This is a genomic window from Flavobacterium sp. GT3P67 (genome assembly GCF_004349155.1).
GTDB classification, from domain to species: Bacteria; Bacteroidota; Bacteroidia; order Flavobacteriales; family Flavobacteriaceae; genus Flavobacterium; species Flavobacterium ranwuense.
The window spans coordinates 160,800-177,062 of record NZ_SMLF01000003.1 but is presented as its reverse complement, the minus strand read 5'-3'; the positions used below and the strand labels follow the sequence as shown (position 1 = coordinate 177,062).

24 protein-coding genes are annotated in these 16,263 nt (G+C 33.8%); 19 read left to right on the top strand and 5 right to left on the bottom strand.

Annotated elements, in window-relative coordinates; genetic code table 11:
* Positions 1–175 precede the first annotated feature (175 nt).
* The 5 genes from kdpB to E0H99_RS07215 all read left to right on the top strand — a co-directional run bounded on the left by kdpB (position 176) and on the right by E0H99_RS07215 (position 7,128).
* On the top strand, positions 176–2,209 hold the full coding sequence (gene kdpB / locus E0H99_RS07235) for a potassium-transporting ATPase subunit KdpB (protein ID WP_131993105.1): 2,034 nt from the start codon (positions 176–178) through the stop codon (positions 2,207–2,209).
* A 51-nt stretch (positions 2,210–2,260) separates the two neighbouring features.
* The gene (locus E0H99_RS07230; RefSeq protein ID WP_131993102.1) at positions 2,261–2,815 is read left to right on the top strand and encodes a K(+)-transporting ATPase subunit C; all 555 of its coding nucleotides are present in this window, start codon (positions 2,261–2,263) and stop codon (positions 2,813–2,815) included.
* Positions 2,816–3,010: 195 nt separating this feature from the next.
* Positions 3,011–4,087: a porin gene (locus tag E0H99_RS07225; protein ID WP_131993099.1), complete on the top strand. Its 1,077-nt coding sequence runs from the start codon at positions 3,011–3,013 to the stop codon at positions 4,085–4,087.
* Positions 4,088–4,163: 76 nt separating this feature from the next.
* A complete protein-coding gene (locus E0H99_RS07220) occupies positions 4,164–5,291 on the top strand; it encodes a sensor protein KdpD (protein WP_131993096.1) in 1,128 nt (375 codons plus the stop codon).
* 100 nt (positions 5,292–5,391) lie between these two features.
* Complete coding sequence (locus E0H99_RS07215) at positions 5,392–7,128, top strand: ATP-binding protein (RefSeq protein ID WP_131993093.1); 1,737 nt, start codon at positions 5,392–5,394, stop codon at positions 7,126–7,128.
* A 437-nt stretch (positions 7,129–7,565) separates the two neighbouring features.
* Here the strand turns inward: E0H99_RS07215 and E0H99_RS07210 are convergent, their stop codons facing one another.
* From E0H99_RS07210 to E0H99_RS07195, 5 genes are read right to left on the bottom strand one after another with little or no spacing between them, the layout of a single operon-like run.
* Entirely contained in the window at positions 7,566–7,829 is a 264-nt protein-coding gene (locus E0H99_RS07210) for a helix-turn-helix domain-containing protein (protein WP_131993090.1), read from the bottom strand.
* Positions 7,830–7,833: 4 nt separating this feature from the next.
* Positions 7,834–8,394: a hypothetical protein gene (locus E0H99_RS07205; RefSeq protein WP_131993087.1), complete on the bottom strand. Its 561-nt coding sequence runs from the start codon at positions 8,392–8,394 to the stop codon at positions 7,834–7,836.
* Entirely contained in the window at positions 8,394–8,753 is a 360-nt protein-coding gene (locus E0H99_RS07200) for a hypothetical protein (protein ID WP_131993084.1), read from the bottom strand. Before E0H99_RS07200 ends, E0H99_RS07205 begins: the two co-directional genes overlap by 1 nt.
* Before the next feature lie 3 nt (positions 8,754–8,756).
* Positions 8,757–8,909: a hypothetical protein gene (locus E0H99_RS17200; protein WP_165930271.1), complete on the bottom strand. Its 153-nt coding sequence runs from the start codon at positions 8,907–8,909 to the stop codon at positions 8,757–8,759.
* 16 nt (positions 8,910–8,925) lie between these two features.
* On the bottom strand, positions 8,926–9,639 hold the full coding sequence (locus E0H99_RS07195) for a helix-turn-helix transcriptional regulator (RefSeq protein WP_131993081.1): 714 nt from the start codon (positions 9,637–9,639) through the stop codon (positions 8,926–8,928).
* 303 nt (positions 9,640–9,942) lie between these two features.
* Between E0H99_RS07195 and E0H99_RS07190 the strand changes: the two genes are divergently transcribed.
* The 14 genes from E0H99_RS07190 (at position 9,943) to E0H99_RS07130 (ending at position 16,255) form a co-directional block, all read left to right on the top strand.
* Positions 9,943–10,155 carry a hypothetical protein gene (locus tag E0H99_RS07190; protein WP_131993078.1) on the top strand — a complete coding sequence of 71 codons (213 nt, stop codon included), beginning with the start codon at positions 9,943–9,945 and terminating at the stop codon, positions 10,153–10,155.
* 37 nt (positions 10,156–10,192) lie between these two features.
* The gene (locus tag E0H99_RS17195; RefSeq protein ID WP_165930270.1) at positions 10,193–10,366 is read left to right on the top strand and encodes a hypothetical protein; all 174 of its coding nucleotides are present in this window, start codon (positions 10,193–10,195) and stop codon (positions 10,364–10,366) included.
* Complete coding sequence (locus E0H99_RS07185) at positions 10,366–10,590, top strand: hypothetical protein (RefSeq protein ID WP_131993075.1); 225 nt, start codon at positions 10,366–10,368, stop codon at positions 10,588–10,590. The genes E0H99_RS17195 and E0H99_RS07185 overlap by 1 nt, the downstream gene beginning before the upstream one ends.
* An 82-nt stretch (positions 10,591–10,672) precedes the next feature.
* Positions 10,673–10,975 carry a hypothetical protein gene (locus tag E0H99_RS07180; protein ID WP_131993072.1) on the top strand — a complete coding sequence of 101 codons (303 nt, stop codon included), beginning with the start codon at positions 10,673–10,675 and terminating at the stop codon, positions 10,973–10,975.
* A gap of 2 nt (positions 10,976–10,977) precedes the next feature.
* Positions 10,978–11,190 (top strand): hypothetical protein, encoded by a 213-nt coding sequence (locus E0H99_RS07175; protein ID WP_131993069.1) that lies wholly within the window; start codon positions 10,978–10,980, stop codon positions 11,188–11,190.
* Positions 11,181–11,399 (top strand): hypothetical protein, encoded by a 219-nt coding sequence (locus tag E0H99_RS07170; RefSeq protein WP_131993066.1) that lies wholly within the window; start codon positions 11,181–11,183, stop codon positions 11,397–11,399. The genes E0H99_RS07175 and E0H99_RS07170 overlap by 10 nt, the downstream gene beginning before the upstream one ends.
* A 207-nt stretch (positions 11,400–11,606) precedes the next feature.
* Positions 11,607–12,026, top strand: coding sequence for a hypothetical protein (locus tag E0H99_RS07165; RefSeq protein WP_131993063.1), 420 nt, complete (start codon positions 11,607–11,609; stop codon positions 12,024–12,026).
* Positions 12,027–12,029: 3 nt separating this feature from the next.
* The gene (locus E0H99_RS07160) at positions 12,030–13,247 is read left to right on the top strand and encodes a PD-(D/E)XK nuclease-like domain-containing protein (RefSeq protein ID WP_131993060.1); all 1,218 of its coding nucleotides are present in this window, start codon (positions 12,030–12,032) and stop codon (positions 13,245–13,247) included.
* 19 nt (positions 13,248–13,266) lie between these two features.
* The gene (locus tag E0H99_RS07155; protein ID WP_131993057.1) at positions 13,267–13,743 is read left to right on the top strand and encodes a hypothetical protein; all 477 of its coding nucleotides are present in this window, start codon (positions 13,267–13,269) and stop codon (positions 13,741–13,743) included.
* A gap of 2 nt (positions 13,744–13,745) precedes the next feature.
* Positions 13,746–14,120 (top strand): hypothetical protein, encoded by a 375-nt coding sequence (locus tag E0H99_RS07150; RefSeq protein WP_131993054.1) that lies wholly within the window; start codon positions 13,746–13,748, stop codon positions 14,118–14,120.
* A gap of 213 nt (positions 14,121–14,333) precedes the next feature.
* Positions 14,334–15,296 (top strand): reverse transcriptase/maturase family protein, encoded by a 963-nt coding sequence (locus E0H99_RS07145; RefSeq protein ID WP_131993051.1) that lies wholly within the window; start codon positions 14,334–14,336, stop codon positions 15,294–15,296.
* Positions 15,283–15,579, top strand: coding sequence for a hypothetical protein (locus E0H99_RS07140; RefSeq protein WP_131993048.1), 297 nt, complete (start codon positions 15,283–15,285; stop codon positions 15,577–15,579). Before E0H99_RS07145 ends, E0H99_RS07140 begins: the two co-directional genes overlap by 14 nt.
* 11 nt (positions 15,580–15,590) lie before the next feature.
* Positions 15,591–15,890, top strand: coding sequence for a hypothetical protein (locus E0H99_RS07135; protein ID WP_131993045.1), 300 nt, complete (start codon positions 15,591–15,593; stop codon positions 15,888–15,890).
* Complete coding sequence (locus E0H99_RS07130; protein ID WP_131993042.1) at positions 15,887–16,255, top strand: hypothetical protein; 369 nt, start codon at positions 15,887–15,889, stop codon at positions 16,253–16,255. The genes E0H99_RS07135 and E0H99_RS07130 overlap by 4 nt, the downstream gene beginning before the upstream one ends.
* Positions 16,256–16,263 lie beyond the last annotated feature (8 nt).

Below are 16,263 nucleotides of genomic sequence, written 5' to 3'. Positions count from 1 at the left end.
AGAGACATAGGAATTAAAAGTGGTTAGAAGAGAATCAATAGAAATTCCATTTTTCACAGAGCTATGTAAACTATATAAAAGTGAAACTTCTCAGCATAAACGATATTAAAATCTATGTTTCCATGTGGTTAAAAAAGTTAACTGAACAGAATGATTATAATAATAAAACAAAAAAATGACTAAAAATAAATCCAATTCATTGTTTGAGAGCAAGCAGGTAAAAGACGCCTTAGTGCAGTCTTTTGTAAAGCTTAACCCGAAGATAATGTTCAAAAATCCGGTAATGTTTACCGTAGAAATCGGGACTGCCATTATGCTTGCTGTGTGTATAGCCATTTTATTTGGCGCACAGGATCAAGGTAGTTTTGCTTATAATTTCATTGTATTCTTAATTTTATTAGCAACGCTTTTGTTTGCCAATTTTGCCGAAGCTATTGCCGAAGCCAGAGGAAAAGCACAAGCCGACAGTTTAAGAAAAACACGTGAAGAAACACCGGCCAAACAGCTTTTGCCTAATGGTGAAATCAAAAATATCAGTTCTTCTGAATTAAAGAAGGGCGATATTTTCGTTTGTGAAGCTGGAGATTTAATTGCAACGGATGGTGAAATTATTGAAGGATTGGCTACTATCGATGAAAGTGCCATTACTGGAGAAAGTGCGCCCGTAATTCGTGAATCTGGGGGTGATAAATCATCGGTAACGGGTGGGACCAAAGTATTGTCTGATAAAATTAAAGTAATCGTTACCAACGAACCAGGCGAAAGTTTTCTGGATAAAATGATTGCTTTGGTAGAAGGAGCAAGCCGTCAGAAAACACCAAACGAAATTGCATTAACGATTTTGTTGGCAGCCTTTACTTTAATCTTCGTGATTGTTTGTGTTACTTTGAAACCATTTGCCGATTATGCGAATGCACCAATTACGATTGCTGCTTTTATCTCCCTTTTTGTTTGTTTGATTCCAACGACAATTGGTGGTTTACTTTCAGCGATTGGAATTGCGGGGATGGACAGAGCCTTACGTGCCAACGTAATTACCAAATCAGGTAAAGCGGTAGAAACTGCGGGTGATATTGATGTATTGCTTTTGGACAAAACAGGAACAATCACTATAGGAAATAGAAAAGCCACTAATTTTTATCCTGCAAAAGGGGTTTCGCAAGACGATTTCATCAAGTCGGCTGTATTAAGTTCACTTGCCGATGATACTCCCGAAGGAAAAAGTATTGTGGAATTGGCAGGAGTGGAAGTAGCTCAAAAATTGTCTGTTGAAGGTGCTACTTTAATCAAATTTACTACCGAAACCCGAACCAGTGGAGTTGTCTTGAAAGATGGAACCAACATTAGAAAAGGGGCCCAAGATGCCGCAAAAAATATAGCGCTTCAAGCCGGAAATGATTTTCCGGATGATACTGCTCAAAGGGTTATAGCTATTTCTTCAAAAGGGGGAACGCCATTGGTCGTTGTCAAAAACAATGAAGTTCAAGGGGTTATTGAATTGCAGGATATTATCAAAACGGGAATGAAAGAACGTTTTGACCGTTTGCGAAAAATGGGTGTAAAAACGGTGATGGTTACTGGAGATAATCCTTTGACGGCCAAATTTATTGCAGAGGCTGCCGGTGTCGATGACTTCATTGCCGAAGCCAAACCTGAGGATAAAATGAACTACATCAAAAACGAGCAACAAAATGGGAAACTCGTGGCGATGATGGGTGATGGAACCAATGATGCGCCCGCTCTTGCCCAAGCCGATGTTGGTGTTGCCATGAACAGTGGAACGCAAGCTGCAAAAGAAGCAGGAAACATGGTCGATCTAGACAATGACCCAACCAAGTTAATTGAAATTATTGAAATTGGAAAACAATTGCTGATGACCCGAGGAACGCTTACCACGTTCTCGATTGCCAATGACGTAGCGAAATATTTCGCTATTGTTCCTGCGCTTTTCATTACGGCGATTCCAGCTCTTGATGGTTTGAATATCATGCGTTTGCACAGCCCGGAAAGTGCTATTTTATCAGCGGTGATTTTTAATGCGATTATCATTCCGATATTGATTCCGCTGGCTCTAAGAGGTGTAGATTATAAACCAATTGGTGCAAGTGCCATCTTGAAACGAAACCTGTTGATTTATGGTTTGGGTGGGTTGATTGTTCCTTTTATCGGAATCAAATTAATCGATTTGGTTGTAGCACTATTTATGTAAAATCAAACCTAACAGGTTTTTGAAACCTGTTAGGTTTATAAAATAAACAAAATGAAAAATATATTTTCAATATTAAAATTTACCTTATTAATGGTAATTTTACTAGCAGTCATTTATCCGTTAGCGATTTACGGAATTGCGCAGTTTGCTCCAAACAAAGGAAAAGGAGAAACCATTTCTATAAACGGAAAGGTGGTGGGTTACCAAAAAATAGGACAGAAATTCGATAAATCCAATTACTTTTGGGGACGACCTTCGGCAGTAGATTATAATGCTGCGGGAAGTGGAGGCAGCAACAAAGGACCAAGCAATTCGGAGTATTTGGCTTTGATTCAAAAAAGAATCGATACCTTTTTGATTGTGCACCCGTATTTGAAAAAAGGGGAAATACCTGCAGATATGGTTACGGCTTCTGGAAGTGGTCTGGATCCAAATATTTCTCCAGAAGGGGCATTAATTCAGGTACGACGCGTGGCGAAGGAAAGAAAATTATCTGAAGATAAAGTAAAAGCTTTGGTGGAAACCAAAATCAATACACCCTCGTTAATGGGAACTTCAACAGTGAATGTTCTGGAATTGAATGTGGCTTTGGATGCGTTGAAATAAAAAAAACATAACCCAGTCAGGGTTGGAATAAACTTATAATTAAAAAACACCCTTTTTAGCCCCGATAGTAGTGGAAATCCTTATGAGCTGGTGTTCGGCTCATAAGATTGCAACGAATAGCGGGATTAGCTTCTTAGAGTAATAATAATAATAATAATAAATGAGGATGCTTCCTTCCTCGCAATGACTAACAAAATGAAAAAAATAATAGTTACAGCTTTAATAGCTTTCGGATTTACAACAGTTAATGCTCAAGAAGAGTCAAAAAGTTCCTTCACGTTTTCGGGATATGTTGAGACCTATTATAGTTATGATTTTGGGAATCCAGACAATCATGTACGACCGGGATTTATTTACAGTCATAACAAGCATAATGAATTGAATCTGAATTTAGGTTTGGTAAAAGTGAATTATGCAAAGGATAATATTCGTGGAAACTTTGCACTTATGGCGGGCACATATGCTGAATATAATTTGGCAGCGGAACAGGATTTATTACAAAATGTGTATGAGGCGAACATTGGTGTGAAAATTTCGGCAGCCCATAATCTTTGGGTTGATGCGGGAATTATGCCCTCGCATATTGGTTTTGAAAGTGCGATTGGTAAAGATTGTATGACTTTGACCCGAAGTATTTTGGCGGACAACTCTCCGTATTATGAAACGGGAGTGAAAATTGGCTATACTTCAAAAAGCGAAAAATGGTATTTGGCTGCGATGTATTTGAATGGCTGGCAACGCATCCAGAAAGTTGAGGATAATCAAACACCAGCTTTTGGAACGCAAATTACTTATAAACCAACTTCAAAAACAACATTGAATTGGAGTACCTACGTTGGAAATGAGCAACCGGATAATGATAGAAAATGGCGTTATTTCAATAACTTTTACGGACAATTTAAAGTGACTGAAAAAACAAGCGTAATTGCTGGTTTTGATATAGGTTCGCAACAATCAGCCAATAAAAGTGACAAATATGACATTTGGTTTTCTCCAATTTTGATTGCGCAATACAAACCAACCGCTAAAATTCAGTTGGCGGCAAGAGGCGAATATTATCAGGACAAAAAAGGGGTAATCATTGCAACGGGAACGCTAAACGGATTTAAAACCTACGGTTTCTCGGCTAATTTTGACTATTTAGTTACTGAAAATTTAATGTTCAGAGTAGAAGCCCGAAATTTGAATAGTAAGGATGCGGTATTTTTGAAAGATAATTTGCCTAGTAATGACAATTTATTTTTGACGACTTCATTAGCGATTTCGTTTTAAATAAAGTGAAAAGTGAAAAGTGAGATGTTGTAGATTATAAACATTTTACTTTTCACTTCTCATAGAATAAAAAAATATGGACAACGAAAAAGAAAATAACGTCAAGCACTTTCTGGATTTAATACAAAAATCACGCAAAGGAAAGTTTAAAATCTACATTGGGATGAGTGCCGGTGTGGGCAAAACGTTTCGTATGCTGCAGGAAGCACATACTTTATTGAAAAAAGGGATTGATGTAAAAATTGGATATATTGAAACACATAATCGAGCGGAAACACACGAATTGCTCGAAGGTTTACCGGTAATTCCAAGACGTACGCTTTTCTATAAAGGCAAACAACTCGAGGAAATGGATGTGCAAGCCATTATCAATTTGCGTCCTGAGGTGGTTATTGTTGATGAATTGGCGCATACGAATATTGAGGGAAGCAAGAATGAGAAACGTTGGCAAGACGTTTTGGAGATTTTGGAAACGGGAATTAATGTGATTTCGGCAGTGAATATTCAGCATATTGAAAGTTTGAATGAAGACGTGAAACGGATCACCAATGTTGATGTTCAGGAGCGAATTCCGGATAATGTGCTGCGATTGGCCGATGAGGTGGTGAATATTGATTTGACCTCGGAGGATTTGATTGCCCGTTTGAAAGAAGGGAAAATTTATACCGCAGATAAAATTCAGACGGCTTTGAATAACTTTTTTAAATCAGATCAAATTTTACAATTGCGGGAATTGGCGTTGAAAGAAGTTGCGGGTCAAGTGCTTAGAAAAGTAGAGAATGAAGTTCCGAAAAATAGTGCTTTACGACATGAAAAACTGTTGGCTTGCATTAGCAGCAATGATAAAACGGCTAAAATTGTTATCAGAAAAGCAGCCCGTTTGGCCAGTTATTACAACTGTAATTGGTATGTTTTATACGTGGAAACACCAAAAGAAAGCAGCGATAAAATTGCATTGGACAAGCAACGCCATTTGATAAATAATTTCAAATTAGCCACACAACTTGGAGCAGAAGTGATTAAAATTCAAAATTCTAATATTACAGATGCCATGCTGAAAATTGTGGAACAAAAAAATATTACAACGGTTTGCATAGGAAAACCGCACTTGAATTTATTTAAAGTAATTTTGTCAACAACGATTTTCAGGCGCTTATTGAATAGTCTTTCTTTATCGAATGTTGATTTAGTAATTCTGGCATAAAAATAATATAGCCACAGATTCACAAATTTACATGAGTAAATTCGTGACAACTAATTAAATAAAAGAGGGATGAGATAGCTTCGTTCCTCGCAATGACAATATGAGAATTAAAACCAAATTAAACTTGGGCGTTGGCTTACTTTTTCTAATGATAATTATACTTTCATTAGTGGCTGCGTTTTATATTTTTTCGATAAAAAAAGACACTGAAAACATTCTAAAAGCGAATTACAATACGCTCGAATATTCTCGGAACATGCTCCTTTCATTAGATGAAATTAATGTCGATGAAGAAAAAGCAATTGTTGTTTTTGAAACGAATCTTAAGAATCAGATTGCCAATATTACTGAGATTGGCGAAGATAAAGCGACGTATAATTTGCAAAAAAGTTTTGATTTTTTAAAAAAAAATAGGACTGATGAAACTATAAAAAACCAAATTCGGCAGGATGTTTTTGAGATTATGAAGTTGAATATGATTGCGATTAAAGAGAAAAGTGATATTGCTACACATACAGCCGAAACCGCTAATTTGTGGATTGCAGTAACAGGTACGCTTTGCTTCTTGATTGCGTTCAATCTATTAGTGAATTTACCCAATAATATTGCCAATCCAATAAAAGAGCTTACTGCAAGCATTAAAGAAATTGCCAATAAAAATTATTCGGAACGCGTGCATTTTATGACTCATAACGAGTATGGCGATTTGGCCAAATCGTTCAATTCAATGGCCCAAAAACTCGAGGAATACAGCAATAGTAATCTGCATAAGCTGTCCTTTGAAAAGAAACGATTAGAAACGCTGATTAACAATATGCATGACCCGATTATAGGATTGGACAATGAAGGTCTGATTTTATTTGCGAATGATGAAGCATTGAAAATTATGGGTTTAAAATCGGAAGAAGCTATCGGAAAATTGGCTTCAACTTTAGCATTAACAAATGATTTGATGAAATCCTTAATTATAAATAATTTATCAAATGATTCCAATACTTCGGGACAAAAATCACTTCCAATGAAAATTTTTGCCGATGGAAAGGAAAGTTATTTCGAAAAAGAAACAGTAACAATTACTATAAAGCCAACGGGAGAAGACCAAACTATCATTATTGGTGACGTGATTATTTTAAGAAATATTACTGTTTTTAAAGAATTGGATTTTGCCAAAACTAATTTCATTGCCACCGTTTCGCATGAGTTGAAAACCCCAATCGCTTCGATTAAAATGAGTTTGCAATTGCTGGAAAAACCAGAAACAGGAAGTATCAATACCGACCAAAAACAGCTCATTGACGGCATCAATGAGGACAGCCAGAGATTGCTTAAAATTACAGGAGAATTACTGGAATTATCACAACTGGAAACAGGAAATATTCAGTTGAATATAGAAAAAAGTAATCCGTATGAAATTGTAAATTATGCCATTGAAGCGATAAAAGTGCAAGCCGAACAAAAGCAAATCGAATTGCAGATAGAAATGGAGCATAACTTGCCGGAAGTGAAGGCTGACAGTGAAAAAACGGCTTGGGTTTTAATCAATTTTCTAACCAATGCTATTCGGTATTCTTCGGAAAATAGCAGTATTACGGTACAATTGAAAAAAGAAAATAATCAGATTGCTTTTCAAGTGATTGATACCGGAAAAGGAATTGACAGCCGCTATAAAACTAAAATTTTCGATAAGTATTTTCAGATTCCCGGAAGCCATAAATCTGGTACGGGATTGGGCTTAGCCATAAGCAAGGAATTTATTGAGGCGCAAGGAGGAACCATTGGTATTGAAAGCGAATTAGGACTGGGAAGTACTTTTTATTTTAAGTTGGGCAGTATATGATTGAAGGAAATTGATAAAATTGAAAAGATTAAACTCATTATTGCTGACTTAAATTGTAATTTAACAATGTGGTATTTTAAAAATGCAGTACTTTTTTACTTAAGAAAAAAGAAATAATATTACTGGACCTGAGGTCTGGTTACGTATTATTCAAATTGTTAGAGTTATAGTCTACTGCTTTTTTAAAATTCCTCACTCAAATTCCTCACTGAGAGAGGAATTAATTTAAATAAAAAACCCTTAAACAATTAATGTCTAAGGGTTTGTTTTTGTAGCGAGACCGAGATTTGAACTCGGGACCTCAGGGTTATGAAAACTAGCCCTTAACTGTTATCTTTTTGTAATCACTGTATAATCAGGCAATTGATTATTTGTATTTCCTCGTTTTTATTGCTTTTTTAATGTTTTTAAGTTTTTTGGGGTTGCCGACAACCATTTTACGCTAATTTCTTTACTGTATTGACTTGCGAAGGATTAAAGATGTTTTTTTCAATACCAAAAATCCAGTTTGCATTGACTTTGTAAACTTTGCAAATATTTTCAATGTGCTTTGCGGTAAAATGTGCTAATCCTTTTTTAATTCTACTTAAACTTTGTTTTGGCATTTCAATTTCTCTACAAAAATCTGTATCAAATCGAATTATACCCAATGATTTGAGTATATCAATTAATTCAAATATTTTGATGTCTGATTGATACATGTTTTTAATTTTGAGCTGTTACAATACAACCGAAAGATCCACAAGTTTTAGATGAGATTAAATTATCTTCTATGAATAATTCTACTGTAAGACCACCACCTACTTTATCGTTATTCTGTGCAGAAATATATTTAAAGTCGTTTCCAAATTGATTATAGCTAACAGTATAAGGAACTGGTACCGTTTCTTGATGTGTTTCACCGTTAGAACCTACATAAGTAATATCAGCACTTTTAGATGTTCCTGTAATTTTATACTCTAATGCTTTATGAAACGAGTAAATAACACGAACACCATCTCTTGATTTATAAGTGAAGTTTTGAATTGATTCACTAGACTTTATTTTAAAAGCGGTATAAATGTATTCACTAGAATAAGTTTTTTTTTCATTAGGACTTATTTTAAATTCAAAATCAGGGGCATTGTCAAATTTGGAATCATAAGGACTTATGGTTACATTATAATCTGTTCTGTTTTCAAAAGAATATGATTCCTTTGGAGCGTCATCATTGCTAGAACATCCAAAAAAAATAATAGTAATAAGTAATAGTATAATTCTATTCATTATTTGTTTTTTTTCATTAAGTAATGATATACATTTTGATTTCCAACCGTTAAAACGTATGCTGTAACAAATTCATATCCATTAGCTGATAAAAAATTTAATGCATCTATCATGGAGTTGAATATTAATCCTTCTCCTTTTTCATCTTTTAAAAGAGTTTCATCTGTATTGTTAGAAAAAAATTTTGTTTTTTGACCTATATCAATTGTTATTGTGAGTTTTGATGACATCAATTTAGATGTGCCTAATATTTGCAAATATTGTACATCTAAATCTTTAATAGGTATTCCGTTAATTGTTTGTCCAAAACTTGAGTAACTGCAAATAGTTAAAAAAATAATGATTAAAATTTTATTCATAATTTATTGGTTTTTGTTTTTAAGTTCTTTTAGTATTTCTTTTTGAAGAGTTATAACTTCATCTATTCTAAGCATCCATGCACCAATCCATCTAATTAATAAAACAGCAACAACTATTACTGTTATTATATATAAAAAATTCATAATTCCTTCCATAAGTTTATTTATTTGGTTAAAAAGTTCTTTTTACTATTTTGAATATTTGTTTCACATCGTTTAATTCGATGGTAAAATCTTGAAACTCAGGACTTGTATTTCTTGAATGACAAGTAATAATTCCATTTTCTAAATTTTGACTAATAATGTCTTTACAAATTATTGTGTCTTTATGGACAATAATCCAGCCATATTGAGAGTCACGAAAACCATCTTTCCAATGTTGACGATTCAATTCTCTACAAAGTGTTATACACCCTTCAGGGTTATCATATAATCCTCCGTTGTCCATACTGTCTCCTTTTATTTCAAAAGCTACATAGTTACCTCTTGCATATTGGTCCACATAAAAATTTACTTCATTAAACCCATCTATAAAATCACCTTCACAACATTCACTTATATAAGTTGCATAGGCTTTGGCAGGAACTAAAGGCACTGTCATAATAAATTTTCCGTTTCCTAAATCTTGAAATTTGTTTCCGTTTTTATTTTCTAAGTAATCTTCTTCATCAGATAAAGTGTCTTCTTCATTTTCTAATAAAAAGTAGTTGTTAGATACATTAAAGTATTCTGCAAGTATTTTTCTGTTTTTAATATTCGGTTTAGAGTTCTTGTTTATAATTCTACTCAAAGTAGATTGTGAAACCCCTGTGTTTTCTGAGAGCTCGTAAGGTGTTATACCTTTTTTTTCGATAAGAGCTTTTAGTTTTGACCCAATTGTATCCATTTGTTTTGTTTATAATGATTATAAATAAAAGTAAAATGCATTAATTTAATTCGTAATACTTGCATAATACTTTCATTTTGACATATATTTGCATAACAAAATTATTCAATACAAATATTTGATAAATGTAAGAATAAAAAAGTAAGCTCCTTGAAATATCGAATAAAAATAAAAAGCTGGTGGGTTTACAGAAACCTTTTTGAGAAAAGCTGAAAAATAAAAACTAGCAGATGCAGGTCGCCACTTTCATAGCGCAAGGTTCGACTCCTTGGTTTGCACAATTAACATTAACAATTAATCAGAATGGGAATAAGACAAAATATTTTAGAGAAAATAAGAGAGCCACGTATGAGAGCTAAAATAGTTTTAGCGTCTCCAAAAAACATTACAGACAGTACGGTGGTTAGATGGATAAACAATAATGATGATTCACTTACAAAAGAATGGTGTTTGAAACTTATTGAAACTGAATTAGGAATGAAAAGAAGTCAATTTTTTGAAACTAATAAACCATGAAATACCCTAACGAAATTTCAAATATCATATTTAAAATATGGATTCGATTATTAACAATACTGGCTTTGATATTTATGGTTGTAATACTGGCTTTAATTTATTTCAAATGGTATTACTAGAAAAAACAATAATTGTATTGCTGCTATTAATAGCGATGCTTGGGATTATCTGCTTAGGGAAATGGTTTTATGACAAACTAAATAAATGGTAATGAATAGACTTCAAAGAATAGCATTTATAAAAAGAGAATCCAGAGAGTTAGAAACTCAAGAAGCACTCTTTAGACAAGGATTAAGTTCAATTACAAGCCGTAAGAGATACTTAGAATTGGAGTTGGCAAGTTTGGGAGCTTCCAACTCCACCCGAAAGGGCAAATATGATGATGTTTTAACAGATCAGCAGAAACTGGAGATTAGAGCAAGTTTAACCAAATAAAAAACCTGCTTTCGAGCAGGAAAGCAGGTTTTAGGAATCAAATTTTAAATACGCCGAGCAGGCATAATCAAAAAGCAAAGATATGGAAGTTTCAGAAAAAACAAATGATTTCACTTCGCAAAAAATACAAGTGGATTATAACGGCGAAATCCAAAGCCTTTCCTTTTTGGAAATAGAGGCGATTTTAAATGAAAAAACAAGCTTACGCTCTACAATGCCTTTTGCGGTTTGGAGCAAAAAAAGAATCATTACCCAGTCAGCAACACTGTCCAGCTTTGCTCAAAACTTCGCTTTTTTCCTGAATCAAAAAATGTATTTCGACTCAGATACCATCTTCAAAATGAATGTAGAAATGGGATGTGTGAAACTTTTTAATATTAACTAAAAATGAAACTAAAAAAAATCAACTCAGAGATAAAAAAAGGTCGTGCCGTCTTGCTTATGTATAATATCGATAAGGTAAAAAAGGATTACCCAATCGAGAAAAGAAATAGGGAAATGTTCGAAATCAAACAGGAAATCGAACGCCTAGAAAACTTAAGGATAACCAAAACGCAAAACGCAATAGCGAAATTAAACCGAGAATTACAATGGCATTAGAAATTAATCAAGTTTACAAAACACCTCAGGGAAGAATCCTTAAAGTAAAAACAATCAGAGAATCAGGAATTCACACGCTCATCACTATTGACGAAAAAGGGGAAGTTCTTCCAGATAAAAAAAACTCATTTGGTCATGTAGTTGACCGCTCAGAAAGGCTTTGCTCTGATGAAACAATCAGATCATTTAAACAGATAAAAACAGCATAATGAAATTTAGAGCAGATATAAATTCAGAAAAACTCCTTCACATATTTGGTGTCCTATTTATAACCATAGGGTTAGGAGGTATTTTATTAGTCCTATTATTTCCAAACTTATCAACAACAATCAAATTCTAAAATAATCAATAAAAAAGCCTACTGGACAAGAGTAGGCAAATAAACCGAAGTTTAATTTAAAATCAATTACAAAATTATGAAAAATCAAGTTACAAATTCTGAAAACACATTGACAAATGTAAAAGAGCTACCAAACCTTCACGGTGTTGAGGTTTCTCCAAGAGAATTATCGTCTGAATACTGGACACCTGAAAAAGAAGGTGAGTATCGTGTAGGTCTTGTTTTGGAAGTCAAAGAGGAAACTTACAAGAGCGAAGTAACAGGCGAACCAATCACACTTCCTTGCGTGATAATGTTATCACAAAACGAAGATTTAAGTTTCTCTACTATTCGCAATGGCTCAAAACGACTTGTTGCGACTATTGAAGATGCTATTGAATCTGGAGAGGTTGTTTACGGTCAAACGCCTGTAAAGATAACTTATACAGGGAAGCAAAAGAATAAAACAAATTCTTTCATCTCAGACAAATGGAGTGTTAAACCTTTAATTTTCTAATTCATGAATCTGGAAACATTAAAAGACAGTATGCCGAATTTACATTCGGCTGCTGTATCCGAAAAAGAGTTATTTGATAAATCGATTGATTTTACACGACCTCTTAAAGATTACCCTAAAGCGGAATTCATTGCCAATTTCATAAAATCAGGAGTTAAGCCACAACATGTTTATACTGAATCTTTAAATGTTGACGGTTTAGTTGTTCAGGATGCAATGGAAAAGTATTTGGACAATGATTCTTTGAGTTCTTCAATGCTTAAAGCGGCTTTAAAAACGCCTTTACATTTTGAATTTGCCAAAAGTGAAGATAAAGAAGAACTTGAAAAAATAAAGGGAACACCAGCTTGTTTCAATTTAGGTACTTTTTTACACCAAGCTATTTTGGAACCTACAAAATTCGAAAGGGTAATTATTGAACCTAATTATGCACTTAACTCAAACGAAGGTTGCGCCAAAATGATTGAGTATTGGGAAACTTTTTTTACTCAAAGAGGTTTCGGATACATCGGTGAAGAAGAAGTAAAGGCTGCTGATATTATAGATCATTGCCAAAATCAAGTTACTGAACTTTTGGAATTGAAATTGGATAAAATAGATGGCAAACGTGCCTATATCAAAGTTTTTGAAAGTTGTTCAGGTGTTGAAGCAGTTACACAAGAAAACTTTATAAAAATCCAAATCCTTAAGAAACATTATGAGGTTTACGGAGGTGGTATTCTAAAAAAACTATTGCATCATTCCAAACGTGAAATATCAATGTATCACACGGATTCAAATACTGGACTTGATTTAAAAATACGTCCCGATGCTATCCAGTTTGAGGAAAACATAGGAGTTAATGCAATCATATCAGTAAAAAGCTCAGGAATTGAAGATTTGAAAGCATTCTATTATCAAGCTGCAAAGCTGCATTATGACTTATCTGAAGGCATGTATCAAGAAGTTGCAACAAAAGCAACTGGACGTGACTTTAATACTACAATTATGGTAATGCTTCAAACGGTTGCTCCTTACGCAATAGCCATTTTGGTTTGGTCAGCTGAGGATATAGAAATGGGAAAACACAAGTTTCATTTTGCTTTAAATAACGCAAAAGAAATCATTGAAAAAGAATCAGTGAAAGGCTACGAGGTTTTTTCAGAAGAGGATAACTTGGGACTAATCCAGATGTTTTTACCGAGTTGGAACCAACAAGAATATTTACCCGTAAACATTTAAAAAAACAACAAAATATAACATGGAAACATTACAAATTGACAAAGCAAATGCTTTAAAAGCTCATGAAGAAGCAAGCACAAAAGGGAAATCATTACTTGAAAATCTATTTGGGAAAAAGGTATTTCTTAAAGATGTAAAAGACAGTATTAAAAATTTTGATGATGTTTTAGAAAATAATGGAATTTCTAGAGAAGATTTTGAAACATCATGTAAAAGATTGGAACCTGATGAAGTTGCTTATCGAATGGCAAAATTAGTTTGCATCACTTTCAATGAGGGATGGCTTCCAGATTGGACAAACTCAAATGAATACAAATATTATCCTTGGTTCAATATGAGTTCTTCTTCGGGCGTCGGTTTTTCGGACGTCGACTGCGGTTTTTGGCGTGCGAATTCGTGTGTCGGCTCGCGCCTTTGCTTTAAATCTGCTGATTTAGCAAAACACGTAGGAAAACTTTTTGAACAAGAAATTTACAAACCACTTTTTACAATTTAATTATGTACACAGATATTAAAACTTTTGAAGATGCTTGCAAAGTATTAGCTCTTAACCCTGAAAATTTAATTCCTGATTTCTCATTCTTTCCAGAATCAGACAAACAGGCAATGATTGACCATTCCAAATTAGTAATTATTGCAAAGGCTATAAATGGTGATTGGGTTCCAAACTGGAAAGATTATGATCAATACAAATATTATCCATGGTTCGAGATGGGTTCTTCTTCGGGCGTCGGTTTTTCGTACCGCGACTGCGTTATTTGGCGTACGGGTTCGTCTGTCGGCTCGCGCCTTTGCTTTGAGAGTAGAGAAAAAGCCAAATATGTAGGGAAGCAATTTGAATACCTATACAAAAGCTATTTTGTAAAAGAATAAATAAATAAGGTTGTGTGGTGTCGTTGCTGTAGTTCTTCTTCAGGCGTCAGTTTTTCGTACAACGACTACGATAATTGGAATACGAATTCGAATGTCAGCTCGCACCTGAGCTAAAAAATATTAAACATCACAGACCTTGCCCACATGGCAAAAAAACACAAATTAATAGGTTCGTTAGTAATGAAAGTGAAAATGAACCAATCAAAGCAAAGTATGAAAAGATTTAAAAATATTTATCAGCAGATCATTTCAATTGAAAATCTAACACTTGCAGAAAGTAAAGCACGCAAGGGAAAGTCTAAACAGTATGGAGTTAAAGTATTTGATAGGAATCCACAGAATAACCTTGTAGAGCTTAATAAAATGTTGTTTGAAAAGATTTATCAAACATCAGAATATACCACTTTCAAAGTGTATGAGCCAAAGGAAAGATTAGTTTTTAGACTTCCTTATTTCCCTGACCGGATAACGCATCATGCGATAATGAATGTTTTAGAACCAATTTTTACAAAGCTATTCACAGCTGATACATATAGTTGCATCAAAGGAAGAGGTATTCATGGAGCTGCTAAAAATTTGAAACTAGCATTGCGGGACCAGGAGAATACAAAATACTGTTTGAAATTAGATATTGTGAAGTTTTACCCAAATGTAGATCATGAAATACTAAAGCAATTATTAAGAAGAAAATTTAAAGACAATGATCTTCTTTGGTTACTTGATGAAATCATTGATAGTGCTGAAGGTTTACCGATTGGAAATTATCTAAGTCAATATTTTGCTAACTATTACCTAACGTATTTCGATCATTGGATAAAAGAAAATAAGGAGATTAAATATTACTTCAGGTATGCTGATGATATTGTAATTCTATCCAGTAATAAAACTCATTTACATGAAATTTTAGCAGAAATAAAAACCTATCTGAACGATAATTTAAAACTGGAAGTAAAAGGTAACTATCAAATATTTCCCGTTGAATCTCGTGGAATTGATTTTGTTGGATATGTGTTCTACCATACGCACACAATGCTCCGAAAATCAATTAAAAAAAGATTCGCAAAGGCAATATCAAAAACAAAGAATAAAGCCACTATAGCGGCTTATTATGGATGGGCCAAACATTGCAATTCAAAACACTTATTAAAAAAATTAATACCAAATGAACAATTTTAAAGATTTCGATATAAAACCAGAGATAACAAATTTTGTAGGTGAAAAAATCAAGATAAATAATTTGCTTGATAAAGAAATAATTGTAGTTGATTTCAGAGTGCTTCCATCAAACTATGAAGGAAAAGGAGATAGGCTTGATATTCAAATTGAATATCGTGATGAGCCAAGAGTGATTTTTACTGGAGGCAAGTATCTCAGACAAACCATAGAAAAAGTACCGAAAGATAAGTTTCCATTTAAAACAAAAATCAAAAAGAACGGTGAGTATTTGGAATTCACTTAAAAAGGAAATCAATGTCAAATACTTATAGAACAAGTTCCGGTGAAAAGTTCACCACGGCACAAGTGGAATCCAGAATGAGAATCGCTAAAGCTGCTGCACTCGAAAAGCAATTTAATGAATTTGATTACAACTTTTGCGAAGAGTGCGGACGTAATGCTTCAAACACAAGGTTAGATTGCTCACATGATATTTCAGTAAAGAAAGCTAAGGAAGAAGGTAAAACAGAACAATGTTGGAATGTTGGGAACATCACAATTCTTTGCAGGGATTGTCACCAAAATAAAGATAAACTTAATACGCAATTCACATGAAAAACTTTGAAATCACAAATAGCGCCATTAAGCAAGTAAAAGACAACAACAGGAGATATTATGAGAAGGTAATTTTATTTGCTCAGACATGGGTAAAAACACAGTTCAAAGGATTTACAAGCGAGCATTTAAAAGAGGCGTATTACTCTCATGGAAATTTAAAGCCTATTGAACCAAGAGTATTTGGAGCTGTTTTTAGAGAACTTTCAAAAGATGGATTGATTTTTAAAAATGGTTTTCAATTATCTAAAAATCCAAAATGCCATTCAAGGCCACAGCAAATTTGGATAAGCAAAGAATACCGATTAAAGCAGCAGAAAAACAGAAGTAACGAGCATCAAACATTGGAATTATTTAATAGTTAAAAACAAAA